8 protein-coding genes are annotated in these 12,924 nt (G+C 42.9%); 3 read left to right on the plus strand and 5 right to left on the minus strand.

The features are described from left to right. Positions 1–20 precede the first annotated feature (20 nt). Together HMPREF0666_RS05400 and HMPREF0666_RS05405 are read right to left on the minus strand one after the other, a co-directional pair. Entirely contained in the window at positions 21–1,250 is a 1,230-nt protein-coding gene (locus HMPREF0666_RS05400; protein WP_009011336.1) for a hypothetical protein, read from the minus strand. A 15-nt stretch (positions 1,251–1,265) separates the two neighbouring features. Further along, positions 1,266–1,757 carry a hypothetical protein gene (locus tag HMPREF0666_RS05405; RefSeq protein ID WP_009011337.1) on the minus strand — a complete coding sequence of 164 codons (492 nt, stop codon included), beginning with the start codon at positions 1,755–1,757 and terminating at the stop codon, positions 1,266–1,268. 87 nt (positions 1,758–1,844) lie between these two features. On the opposite strand from HMPREF0666_RS05405, the gene HMPREF0666_RS05410 reads away from it, so the two are divergent. Beyond that, positions 1,845–2,150, plus strand: a complete 306-nt coding sequence (locus HMPREF0666_RS05410; RefSeq protein ID WP_009011338.1) for a hypothetical protein — start codon at positions 1,845–1,847, stop codon at positions 2,148–2,150. Between the two features lie 687 nt (positions 2,151–2,837). On the opposite strand, the gene HMPREF0666_RS05415 is transcribed toward HMPREF0666_RS05410, so the two are convergent. Together HMPREF0666_RS05415 and ppdK are read right to left on the minus strand one after the other, a co-directional pair. After that, positions 2,838–4,331, minus strand: a complete 1,494-nt coding sequence (locus HMPREF0666_RS05415; protein ID WP_009011339.1) for a phage integrase SAM-like domain-containing protein — start codon at positions 4,329–4,331, stop codon at positions 2,838–2,840. A 213-nt stretch (positions 4,332–4,544) separates the two neighbouring features. After that, complete coding sequence (gene ppdK / locus HMPREF0666_RS05420) at positions 4,545–7,265, minus strand: pyruvate, phosphate dikinase (protein ID WP_009011340.1); 2,721 nt, start codon at positions 7,263–7,265, stop codon at positions 4,545–4,547. Between the two features lie 203 nt (positions 7,266–7,468). Here ppdK and rlmD point away from each other — a divergent pair, with 203 nt between their 5' ends. After that, positions 7,469–8,893 carry a 23S rRNA (uracil(1939)-C(5))-methyltransferase RlmD gene (gene rlmD, locus HMPREF0666_RS05425; RefSeq protein WP_042856022.1) on the plus strand — a complete coding sequence of 475 codons (1,425 nt, stop codon included), beginning with the start codon at positions 7,469–7,471 and terminating at the stop codon, positions 8,891–8,893. Between the two features lie 250 nt (positions 8,894–9,143). Beyond that, positions 9,144–10,274, plus strand: a complete 1,131-nt coding sequence (locus HMPREF0666_RS05430; protein ID WP_009011343.1) for a porin — start codon at positions 9,144–9,146, stop codon at positions 10,272–10,274. A gap of 1,455 nt (positions 10,275–11,729) precedes the next feature. On the opposite strand, the gene HMPREF0666_RS05435 is transcribed toward HMPREF0666_RS05430, so the two are convergent. Continuing rightward, positions 11,730–12,794: a hypothetical protein gene (locus HMPREF0666_RS05435; protein ID WP_009011344.1), complete on the minus strand. Its 1,065-nt coding sequence runs from the start codon at positions 12,792–12,794 to the stop codon at positions 11,730–11,732. Between the last annotated feature and the right edge of the window lie 130 nt (positions 12,795–12,924).

Here is a 12,924-nt window from a genome sequence, read left to right on the forward strand (position 1 = left end):
GATAGTATGTTATATTATTGTTACTTCCACTTCACTCCTGTACTCTTTTTCTGTGGTGGCTTTTGTGAATACCCACCACCACTTGAACTCTTTGTAGAGACTCGACTCGATGTACGGCCACGCACCTTTGACGTTGTCGTTGTCTTTTCGGTCTTATTTTCCTCCTTAAATGTTCCATGCTGCTTAGCGTAAGCATCTGCAGCATCTTTCGTTCGAAACTTATGTTCTCTTCCTTTAGAGTCATACGCAGAGAACTCGCTGACGTTACTACGGTCACTTGCTCTTGCAGCTGCATAATGTGCGGCTGCTCCTGCACGTTCATTTGCTGCCTTAGCACCACTTTCAACTACCTGTGCACCCCTCAAATTAGCTGTAGCGTTGTTAACAGCCTGCTTTGTCCGCTCTGTCTTCCCTCGCTCTTTCTCTGTATTGAGTTTCGCTTTTTGTATTGCATCTGCATTATCAGCCTCAACCTTTTTTGTTTTAGCAACACTATCAGCTGCGTCCGCTTTAGCAGTCTGTTCACGCTTTTTATCTGGCTGCAGGTCTGCAAGCCATTTATGCTCCTCTTGCTCTCTATCAGCTTTTTCTCGTGCAAGCCTAAGCCTTTCAGCCTGCGCCTCCATTTCTCTAACTGTCTTGGCTCTGTCATTCTCAAGGTCGCCAATTCTCAATGAGTAATTGAGGTACTTATCCCTGTTCGCCTCTCGCTCCGCTTTCAGTTTTTCCTGCCGTGCATCCACTTTCGCCAATTGAGTATCATCGGGGTTATACATGTTAGGAGCGTACTGTGAAGTAAAGTAGAGATTAGATAGTGCTCTTATGCCATCACCTACAGCAGCTATAACACGCTTCGATTTCTCTCTCTTCTCCCTTTTCTTGCGTTCCTCCTCAGTTTCGTTTGCACTGGCATAGTCTGCCTGTGCTTTCTTCAAGATGTCTATCTGATTGTCATAGCCAATGAGGTCCGCCTTATGATTATCTGGAGTTGTTGATGATACAGTTGGTGGTGGAGTCTGTTCTATTGGGAGTATAGAAGAAACAGGTGATACCACGGCGGTGCTATTCTGAAAGGTTGGCACAGCCCCATTTTGACGCATATGCACATTCTCAGCACGTTGACTTGCTATATTGGCAGCACCTATTGCTGTGTCAATCTTCTGCTTTTCTTCTTCATTGCTTGATTGGCTGATTGCACTTCCCTCTGTGGCAATATTAGGTTTTACCTGGTCATATCCTATTTTCGTCATAACTTTTCGTATATCTTACATTGAGCTTCCAATATTGGATGCCGCAGATGCTACACCCTGTGCAGCTTGACTGATTGCGTCTGCTTTCTTCTGTTCTAAGGCATTCAGTTGGTTCTGAATATTAGTGTCGTTTTGCTGATAGGTTTGCTCAATCTGGTCTTTACGTGCATCAGCATTAACAGCTATCTGACTTGTAGCGTCTGCTAAAGCCTGCGAGTTCGCAGCTTTAGTTGCAGCTACGCTTTCCTCTGTACCACCCATCACGGCAGCTGCTCCCTGTGCTGCTCTGTTGCGGTTTCGAAAAGCCTCCTCTGTTTTTGTGAGGATACGCTGTGCGTCTGCACGCTGTGTTGCATCCTCATTATATCGTTGGTCATACCAATCCTGATTCTTCTTTCTCTGTGCTTCGAGGTTAGCTTTCATCTTCTTGATAGCTTTTGAAGCACTGATGCCGCCAAAGATAGAGGCAGCTGCTCCTACGCCTGCTCCGATAATACTTCCTAACATATCTGAAAAGTTTATGTTACAATACTTATAATTTGCGTGCTAAGTTATTATACTATATTTGCACTCATATTTTAAGTATTGTCGCACATGAAAGGAAAGAAGACAGGAGGGCGTGTGAAAGGCACGCCAAATAAAGATAATCCACTAAAAGGCTTCATAAGAGCTCACTCCGAGAAGTATTTCACGGAGCCTGTTGAGAATGGTCTGACGCAGTTTGAGCTTGACCAGATGAGTTTAACTGCTGATGACCGTGTGAGTGCTGAACTTCGACTGCTTGAATTTCATCAAGCGAAACTCAAAGCCGTCGATGCAAATATCAACACGCATAATGTATCGCTCACCATTGAGGACAAACTGCGTGAACTTTGCGAGGAAGAAGAAGATGGTGAGTAACGTCTAATTCTTCTACTTGTAGAAGTGCTATAATTTAATTTTCGCTTAGGGTTTCATAGTTAAATTAAGGTTAGAAGATTGTTTGAGGCGTTCTGTACGTGAGTATGGGACGCCTTTTTGTGTACCAAAGTTCAACCAAACGTGTACCAAAGTTCAACCAAACGTGTACCAAAGTTCAACCAAACGTGAACCAAACGCCAACCAAAAGGGTAGCAAAATCTTCCATTTTTCATAGCCTGTATGTTAAATTCATTAACATTTAACCAAAAAGCAACCAAACGCCAACCAAAAGGGTAGCAAACGTGAACCAAAAGGGTAGCAAACGTGAACCAAAAGGGTAGCAAACGTGAACCAAAAGGGTAGCAAACGTGAACCAAAAGGGTAGCAAACGTGAACCAAAAGGGTAGCAAACGTGAACCAAAAGGGTAGCAAACGCCAACCAAACGCCAACCAAAGTGTATTTTTCGGGGAAGCAAAAGTCAAGCTCGCACGCGCGCGCGTAATGGAATAAGGAATATTATATTATTTATTCGTTACACTCATAAATAACATAATAATGGAATATATTAAACGACGACACGTGTGTACATGTGCGTGAGAGATTTTTATTTTTTTTAATTCATTAACATTTAGCGAGATGGCATGAAAAAACCGACTTGCTATTTGCAAATCGGTTATGAGAAAAATTCAGAAGCCTTTTCCCTTTGTGCGTTCGTACACCGCTTCACGGTCGGTATCCACATTTTTTATCCGAAACTGTACTGCGCAGCGCAATGGGATAGTGTCAGGCAGCTGTGGCACGAGGCGAGATATTACCTCGTCGATATTTGAAAAACCAATATCCGAGACCTCTGCAAGCATCTGTCCTCTGAAATATGCTCTTGCGTATATCATGTATTTGGGTGCAATTCTGAATGTATCGGTCTTCGGTTCATCAACACCATGCGCACATCCTTGCTTGCTCTTAGCAGTAGAAAAGAAAATAAAATCAATCACTTTCCTGTTAAGTTCCCAGGCAGGAGAGAAATCCAACTTGATATATCCTCTCGTTACAGCATGCCCATTGCTGTGGTTCATTGCAAATGCCACCTCGTCAATAGTTGCTCCACAGTCATTCTGTGCCACTGTGCCCCATGTATGTCGAAAAGTATAGGCTGAAAACCACTCGTCTTTCAGCATGCCCATACTCTCACACACTTTGCGAAGTCCAGTATTAACATTCGCATTGAAACTGTCACTTGTTGTCATGCGAGAATGAAAGTTAAACAGGTATGGGTCATTTTCGTCAGCCTTGTATTTCTCAAACAACGGCAGAAGAATCGGCTCAACACGTATTTCAATGTAAGCCTCATCACGTCTTATCTTGCGTGTCTTCGCCCTACGGTAACAGATGCGTCCATCCTGATAGTCTTCTTTCCTCAACTCGTAGAGGTCTACGGTATTGATACCAGCAAGGCATAGTATCATTTTAGCCACATCACGTCCAAACTCTGGCAAAGGGCTTTTCATTTTGCTTTCTGGGAGAGGGGCAGAAAAGAACTCACGACACATTTCTGGGCTGATGGCAAGCTTTTCTGTTCTGTCTGCAGCTGGTATCTTCACTTTTGTCCATGGGTTAGTCTTGATACGGATAAGTCCATTGTCGTAATCGTTGTATTCCATGATGGCAGACTTAAACACTTGCCTCATACACACAGGGTACATCTCCTTGGCTCGCTTCGTAAGTTCTAAGGTCTGTATCCATCTGTTCACAGTAGGGGAAGTCAATTCATCAAACATTATCTTCGTTGTCCCACAAAAACGTTCCAAATGCTGGAGTGCTAACTGGTAATTGCGTGCATTACGTTCCTGTCCACGGTCAATCATACGGTCGATGTGAAGCCGTGCATATTCGCTGAAGCATAAATCTATGTCTGCTGTTCGTAGATATTCCACTACCTGTCTGACAGTCCACCTCGATGTGTCTTTTCTGTTGAGCTTGTCGTTGTACTCAATGATGAGGCTGGAACAATATTGCAGGACATAAGGGTCTGTTATCTCATTTCCCTTTCCCAGCCCCTTGCTCGTTACATACTTGTCGGTCGTGATATAACCAACTTTCACACCTACACCCACCCGGATGTATACCTGCCAGAAGCCATCCTTGCGTGGTCTCCTAACTACTGCCTTGAATATTGCCATAATCGTCTGTCGTTTATCTATTCGTTCGTATCATTGGTAAGTCTGTGGTAAGTCCCCCTGTCGCCTATGGTGTAAATTTTGGTAAGTTTCAGTGTTCAAAAGTACACAGAAAGTGTATACAAATGCACATCCGTCCCTTTATGAAATTAGGCTGCAACCCCTGTTTTACCAAGGAGTTACAGCCTAATTGCTTGTATATTAGCTTATTGCGCTTTATTCTTCCACTGCTGCCTGTGCCGCTGCAAGTCTTGCGATAGGCACGCGGAATGGAGAACAGCTAACGTAGTTAAGACCTACACGATGGCAGAACTTAACAGAACTTGGCTCACCACCATGCTCACCACAGATACCACACTTGAGGTTCTTGCGAGTCTTGCGGCCCTTCTCAACGCCCATTTGAATTAACTGGCCAACACCCTTCTGGTCAAGAACCTGGAATGGGTCAACATCAAGAATCTTCTTCTCCAAGTAGCTTGGCAAGAAGCTTGCGATGTCGTCACGGCTATAGCCGAAGGTCATCTGAGTTAAGTCATTTGTACCAAAGCTAAAGTACTCAGCCTTCTGTGCAATAACATCAGCTGTCAAAGCAGCACGAGGGATTTCAATCATCGTACCCACCTTGAATTCAACCTCAACACCTTCTTTTTTGAAGAGTTTGCTTGCAGTTTTACGAATGATACTCTCTTGAATGTCAAGCTCATTAACAATACCAACCAATGGTACCATAATTTCTGGCTTAGGATCAAATCCTTCCTTCTTCAACTGAACAGCCGCACCGAGGATAGCCTTGGTCTGCATTGCAGTAATCTCTGGGAATGTGTTACCCAAACGACAACCACGAAGACCCAACATTGGGTTGCTCTCAGAAAGTGCACTTACACGGCTCTGAATAAACTGAACACTTACGCCCATCTCTTCAGCCATTACTTCCTGTCCCTTAAGGTCGTGTGGAACGAACTCATGCAAAGGAGGATCGAGCAAGCGGATGTTTACAGGCTTACCATCCATACACTTCAAGATGCCATAGAAATCTTGCTTCTGATAAGGCAGAAGCTTTTCAAGTGCCTTTTCACGCTCTTCCGTACTGTTAGCGAGAATCATCTCACGCATAGCCTTAATCTTCTCGTTCTCAAAGAACATGTGCTCTGTACGGCAGAGGCCAATACCAACAGCACCGAAATTACTTGCTACTTCTGCATCATGTGGGGTATCTGCGTTGGTACGAACAACCAGCTTACTATACTTCTTACAAAGGTCCATCAACTCTGCGAAGTCACCTGTAACCTCAGCAGGGCGAGTCTTCACCTCACCAAGATAAACTTCACCTGTTGAACCATTCAAAGAGATATAATCTCCCTCACGTATTATAGTTCCATCAATTTCCAAGGTACGTGCCTTGTAATCAACCATGATAGCACCAGCACCACTGACACAGCACTTACCCATACCACGTGCAACAACGGCTGCGTGTGATGTCATACCACCACGAGCAGTCAAAATACCCTCAGCAGCAGACATACCAGCGAGGTCTTCAGGAGATGTCTCGATACGAACCATGATAACTTGATGGCCATCCTCATGCCATTTTGTAGCATCATCAGCAAAGAACACTACCTGTCCACTTGCAGCTCCAGGAGAAGCAGGCAAACCACGTGTCAACACATGTGACTGTGCCAATGCCTCCTTATCGAATACTGGGTGGAGAAGTTCGTCGAGTTTGTTTGGCTCACAACGCATAAGCGCTGTCTTCTCATCAATCTCACCTTCATGGAGCAGGTCCATAGCAATCTTAACCATTGCAGTACCTGTACGCTTACCGTTACGAGTCTGGAGGAACCAGAGCTTACCTTCTTGTACAGTGAACTCCATATCCTGCATATCATGGTAGTGCTTTTCCAACTTATCCTGGAGGGCAAACAGCTGTGCATAAAGTTCAGGCATAGCCTCTTCCATAGAAGGATACTTAGCAGCACGAGTCTCTTCATCGATATTCTGCTGAGCAGCCCAACGGAGTGAACCTTCCTTAGTAATCTGCTGTGGAGTACGGATACCTGCAACAACATCCTCACCCTGTGCGTTGATAAGATACTCACCATTGAAGAGATTCTCACCAGTACCAGCATCACGAGAGAAGCAAACACCTGTAGCAGAGCTATCACCCATATTACCAAATACCATAGCCTGTACGGTTACGGCTGTACCCCACTCCTGTGGAATACCTTCCATCTTACGATAAAGGATAGCACGCTCGTTCATCCATGAGTCGAACACAGCGCATATAGCACCCCACAACTGCTCCATAGGATCATTTGGGAATTCCTTACCGGTCTGCTCCTTGATAGCATTCTTGAAGAGTACAACAAGTTGCTTCAAGTCGTCAACAGTCATCTCGTTATCAAGCTTAATGCCACGCTCAGCCTTAACCTTCTGAATAATAGCCTCGAATGGGTCAATATCTTCCTTATTTACAGGCTTCATACCCAATACAACGTCGCCGTACATCTGTACAAAACGACGATAACTGTCATAAGCAAAACGTGCATTACCTGTCTTCTTAACCAATCCATCAACCACAGCATCATTAAGACCAAGGTTAAGAATGGTATCCATCATACCAGGCATAGAAGCACGTGCACCTGAACGTACACTCACCAACAGAGGGTTAGATGGGTCTCCAAAGGTTGAGTTCATTAAACTTTCAACATGTTTAACGCTGTTCTCTACTTCTGCCTTTAGCAAACCTACTACAGTCTCTTTACCTTTCTCATAATACTCTGTACATACATCTGTGGTAATTGTAAAGCCTGGAGGAACCGGAACACCAATAAGATTCATCTCTGCCAAGTTAGCACCCTTGCCTCCAAGGAGATTTCTCATGTCAGCTTTACCTTCAGCCTTACCATTACCAAAGGTATAAACTCTCTTTTCGCTCATAAGTTAAAAATGATAATGAATTTTAGTTATTTGTATAGTGCAAATATACCAATAAATAGGTAAAGTAGCAAACTTTTCTGTAAAATTTGCTATGTTGACCTTACATTTTTACTTTGTTGGCGTACACAGAACCGATAAATATCATCATGTAAACCACAAACAAGAAAAAATTAGTAACTTTGCAACGAAATACAAAACAGATTATGAGTAGAAAAAGAAAGCCATTACCCATTCTGGAGAATATCACAATAGAGGCTGTAGCAGCCGAAGGAAAGTGTGTTACGCACGTAGACGACAAGGTTATCTTTGTTCCTTTTGTAGTACCAGGAGACGTTGTAGACCTTCAGATACGCAAGAAGAAGCGCAACTACTGTGAAGCTACCGTCATCCGCTTCATTAGCAAGAGCAATATTCGTCAAGAACCTATGTGTGAACATTTCGGTATCTGCGGTGGTTGTAAGTGGCAGAACCTCCCTTACGAAGAGCAACTAAAGGCAAAGCAACAACAAGTTTACGACCAACTAAGCCGTATCGGCAAGGTTGAGCTTCCTGAGTTCCGCCCTATCATGGGTTCTGTACATACAAAGGAATATCGTAACAAGCTCGAATTCGGCTGTGCTAACAAGAGATGGTACACAGCTGAGGAGCTTCAAGCTCTGCCAGAAGACGCTGGCTTAGAAGAAGGAGCAATCGGATTCCACATCACAGGAGCTTTTGACAAGGTCTACCCTATCGAGAAATGCTGGTTGATGGACAACTTTTGTAATGAGCTACGTAATGACATTCGCGACTATGCACACCAGACAGGGATGAAGTTCTATGACATTCGTGCACAGCATGGCCTACTCCGTGATATTATGGTGCGTAACTCTAATACCGGCGAATGGATGGTACTCATACAGTTCCACTATGATGAGGAGGGAGATGACGAACGTGCAAAAGCATTAATGCAGCATATTGCCGACCGTTTCCCACAGATTACATCACTCTTCTACGTTGATAACCAGAAAGGTAACGACACCTTTAACGACCTCGACCTCACTCTCTTCAAGGGAAATGACCATATCTTTGAGACGATGGAGGACTTGAAATTTAAGGTGGGACCAAAGAGCTTCTACCAGACCAATACCGAACAAGCATACCATCTTTATTCTGTAGCGCGCGAGTTTGCTAACCTTACAGGTGACGAACTTGTTTACGACCTGTATACAGGAACGGGAACCATAGCCAATTTCGTCGCCAAGAAGGCCAAAAAAGTTATTGGTATTGAGTATGTTCCAGAAGCTATAGAAGACGCAAAGGTCAATTCTGAGGTTAATAAAATAGACAATACGCTCTTCTATGCAGGTGACATGAAAGACATCCTTACGGAAGACTTCATCCATGAACACGGTCGTCCAGACGTCATCATCACCGACCCTCCACGTGCTGGCATGCACCAAGACGTTGTAAACGTAATCCTTGGAGCAAGTCCAAAACGAATTGTTTATGTGAGTTGCAACCCTGCCACACAGGCACGCGACCTCGCTCTACTCGATGTTGACTACAAGGTAGCAGCCGTTCAACCCGTAGACATGTTCCCTCACACCCCACACGTTGAGAATATAGTACTATTAGAAAAGAGATAGCAAAGCTATAACATAGAAAGAAAAATTGTCTGTCTTGTCAGTTCACAGGTTTTTCCTCCTTTGTTACTGACATCACAGACAATTTCACCTTATTATATATAAGGATAACATTATCAATCGCCATCACAAAGAAAAACACACAATAAAAACATCATAATATTTTGTTTATGTTTGATAAAACACTATCTTTGCATCGTTAACAGCCAAGTTATCAACCTAAGCTATTATCATTACCTAAATTCATATAGTTATGAGAAAAACAATTATCTTATCTGTTATGATGCTATGCTCGCTTCTCAGCAAAGCACAAGAAGCACCGAAATGGATTAATAACGTTAAGCTGTCAGGCTTTGGTATCGTTCAATACCAATACAATGGTATGCATAACAACAAGTCAAACACATTCAACCTCCGTCTTGGTCGTGTCTCTCTTGATGGCCGTATCTTAAATGATTGGTATTGGAAAGCACAGTTACAGTTTAATGGTAACACCTCTACTTTGGGCGCATCACCCCGTGTAGTCGACTTATTCATCGAGTGGCAGAAATATGAATTCTTCCGTGTTAAGGCGGGACAGTTCAAGAATCCATTTACATTCGACAATCCTATCCACCCTATCGACCAAGGTTTCATGAGCGTAGCACAAAGTGTTCAGAAGTTGGCAAGCTTCTCTGACCGTGCTGGTGCGCATCCTTCAAACGGTCGTGATATTGGTGTACAGATACAAGGTGACTTCTTAAAGAATAATGCTGGTAGGAACCTTGTACACTATCAAGTTGGAGTTTTCGACGGACAGGGTATCAACGTTAGAGATGTCGACCAGCAGAAGAACATCATTGGTGGCGTATGGGTAATGCCTATTGAAGGTATGCGCTTAGGTTGTTTCGGCTGGACAGGTTCGTATGCTCGCAAGGGTACGTGGACAGACGCAGCCGGAACCACACACTCTGGTGTACGTAGTCTGCAACAACGACGCTATGCCTTCTCTGCAGAATACAAGGTTAAAGACTGGACAGTACGTTCTGAATACGTACATTCTACTGGTAATGCCTTCGCTAAAGCACTGAGTAACACAGATGCTTCGGCAGCTACAGACTGCAATCTTAGTGCAGATGGAGACAAAGCTCAGGGTGTTTATGCTTTAGTCATTGCACCTATCATTCCTAAGAAGCTACATGCCAAGGCACGTTACGATATGTATCAGCCATCTGATGGAGCAGATAAGCAGCGCACACAATACGACTTAGGACTTGATTATGAGTTTACTAAGAGCCTTGCGTTAAGTGGTATTTATTCTTACGTTCACGACCGTTCCTTGAATGGTCCTGCAGGTCATCCGAACTACTCAATGTTCGACTTGGAATTAAGTTTCCGTTTCTAAAATAAATTAAAATTAAGAAAATCACGGATACATTAGGTTGTATCTGTGATTTTTTGTACCTTTGTCACAATTAGTGTAAAGTTATATTAACAAACAAAGGGTTACTTCTATACAGGAGAACCGGCTCACACAAACTCTAAAACATGACAAGGCATCATCATACGCACCATCACACGGGAGGAATTAAGCCCCCTTCTTCATCAGCTGCACGCCGTCGCAAGATTATAAATAAGGTCATGAAGATTGTTATGACATTCGTTGCTATAGCAATTGTTGTATTGGTCTACTGGCTATATAGCAACTAATCCAACTGGATTCATTAACAAACTAAAGTCTAATATATTACTCCTTATTCGGTTATGATAGCTGAATAAGCAACGGTTTGTACATTGTAAACAAACTCACAATACCACGAAAAGAATTCCATTAATTATCGGCATACGACAACCATGTTTCAAGCATGATCGTTGCCAGTTGTCTCTTATCATCAATTTTACTACAATCCAAGAGTTTATTCCTCCTCTCCCTATTTATGAATAACCGTCTAAATGATGGGTGTTGGGTGGTAAGTGTTAGGTGGTAATGGCTTGTTTTATGGGTGTTGGGTGTTAAGTGTTAGGTGGTAATGATTTGTATAGTGGTTGATGGGTGTTAGGTGTTTTGTTAGGTGACAAAGGTTTGTTTGATAGGTGTTGGGTGTTGAGTGTTAGGTGGTAATGGCTTGTTTAATGGGTGTTGGGTGTTAAGTGTTAGATGGTAATGGATAGAATTAAGCTCCTTCACCTTCCTTGTCACATATTAAATCATAGCAAACCATATCCCGTTAGGCGCTCCCCTCCTTCGGAGGGGTCGGGGGAGGTCCTTCCCACTACACATTCCTTTCCCCTTCGTTGAGAGTCTATGAGGAGAGGTGTCAAGTCTCTTTATGTCAACATTTTTCGCGACTCTCAACCCCAACACATGCTCTTTAAGCTCAAAGAAGAGGCCTAATTATATTCAAGAACATGCCCTTCTTGTATGCAGAAGACGCCCTTCTTGGTCCAAGAAGGGCGTCTTCTGCTTTGCTGCTTATAACATACTGATTTATTGAATATTACAAACTCAAACCTTAGGGATATTATGCCCCCAACATGAGGGTATTTATATAGAACAAATATAATACTTTTTTACTCACTTGCGGTTATCCCCGAGATATAAAGTAGTTATCAAGATGTTATCATGAAGACAAGGAATGAAGCAGTAGGACACTTCAGTCACTCACAGAACAACGGTGAATTTTGCATACAGAAAAAAATTATATAGGCACTGTATGTAGTATCTGAAACATCACTCAGAAACTCAGTAAGCCACATAAACGACATCAAGATATGATAATATTTAGGATTACCTTATCTTTTTACTATCCCTCAATATCAACTCGCAGACCCTTTTACACCCTTTCTCTGACAGTAGTCATTATCTATCCTTATGAACAAGGTGGAGATGATAGTGCGCCCCGTCGTAATCAATTCGCATTATTCTATCAGAGAGTTCATGCCGACTTGATAGCGACAAAGCAACATGTCCCATCGTACGTCGTAGATTTATTTCGACAACAGGATGAAGCATAAACCCCTTTTCTGCCGCAACAATCATCATATCAACACCCAACGGACCTCTATAAACACCACGCAACTGACTGGTAAGCAACTGCTCCAAGGATATTATTACATCCTTCAACAGACCTTCTGAGATATAAGTAGACAAGATAGACTTCTTCTCTACTTCATCAGCAAGGCTATTACCAAGATACGCCCCATTAACGGTATGAAAGACAGATAGTCCCGCATAGTGAACACCTTCAGCATCAGAATAGAACTCAACACCAAAGTCTTTCACCTTATTGTAATAGGGTTCAATCATTATTCCCCCTTGCATCTTTATAACATTCTTAGCCCAATTAGCCAAAGCTGGCTCCAAGATTGAATCAACATAGCGTACGCCGCGCCCGCTACTACTCCATGGCGCTTTAATCACAGCCTTTCCTATCGTTTGAAGCATGCTTTCTAAATCCGCAAAACAGTCTACATAAAAAGCCTTACCAAGCAAGATTGGATTAGCTAGTTGTGTCTGTACATCCTCTAACACGGCAGAAGAGAACTGTCGATTACTAAGTTTTCGTATATCGGCAAGTTCTTTGTCAGTAGGAAGAACTGCTGTTTTAACGCCCATCTGTTCTAATTGAAATTTCAAGGCAGCGTCCCATCCCCATGGTGACACATTATCTATATATTCAGAAAGACGCTCTACATCGTTTCTGCTTACAAAGTTAACCTGCTCACCGTAACGTTGAAAGCGAAGCGCATGTTGCTTGGCAGAGCCAATGTTCTCTACAAGAACGTAGTCACCTTCCGCTGCCCAAAGAACAGGAAGATAATCTAAATCGTGACGAAGTAGCCTCCCAGCGTGTGGAGCCGTAAAATACTTATTATCATAAGCTAATGCTATATCATGCTCGGGATTGAATATATGTAATGTCATAGATGTCCTTTATTTATGTTGTGCAAAGGTACATCAAAGCAAATATACCACAAAATAAAATAAAAAAATCATTTTTTGCTATCTATAGTTTGCAAATAAGAGAAATAAGTAGTAACTTTGCATGTGCATA

The sequence above is a fragment of the Prevotella sp. C561 genome (genome assembly GCF_000224595.1).
Taxonomy (GTDB): domain Bacteria; phylum Bacteroidota; class Bacteroidia; order Bacteroidales; family Bacteroidaceae; genus Prevotella; species Prevotella jejuni.

What these genes read in the sequence shown, in the direction of transcription:
- HMPREF0666_RS05400 (WP_009011336.1), bottom strand. Translation starts at nt 1,250, where the DNA reads ATGACGAAAATAGGATATGACCAGGTAAAACCTAATATTGCCACAGAG.
- HMPREF0666_RS05405 (WP_009011337.1), bottom strand. Translation starts at nt 1,757, where the DNA reads ATGTTAGGAAGTATTATCGGAGCAGGCGTAGGAGCAGCTGCCTCTATC.
- HMPREF0666_RS05410 (WP_009011338.1), top strand. Translation starts at nt 1,845, where the DNA reads ATGAAAGGAAAGAAGACAGGAGGGCGTGTGAAAGGCACGCCAAATAAA.
- HMPREF0666_RS05415 (WP_009011339.1), bottom strand. Translation starts at nt 4,331, where the DNA reads ATGGCAATATTCAAGGCAGTAGTTAGGAGACCACGCAAGGATGGCTTC.
- ppdK (WP_009011340.1), bottom strand. Translation starts at nt 7,265, where the DNA reads ATGAGCGAAAAGAGAGTTTATACCTTTGGTAATGGTAAGGCTGAAGGT.
- rlmD (WP_042856022.1), top strand. Translation starts at nt 7,469, where the DNA reads ATGAGTAGAAAAAGAAAGCCATTACCCATTCTGGAGAATATCACAATA.
- HMPREF0666_RS05430 (WP_009011343.1), top strand. Translation starts at nt 9,144, where the DNA reads ATGAGAAAAACAATTATCTTATCTGTTATGATGCTATGCTCGCTTCTC.
- HMPREF0666_RS05435 (WP_009011344.1), bottom strand. Translation starts at nt 12,794, where the DNA reads ATGACATTACATATATTCAATCCCGAGCATGATATAGCATTAGCTTAT.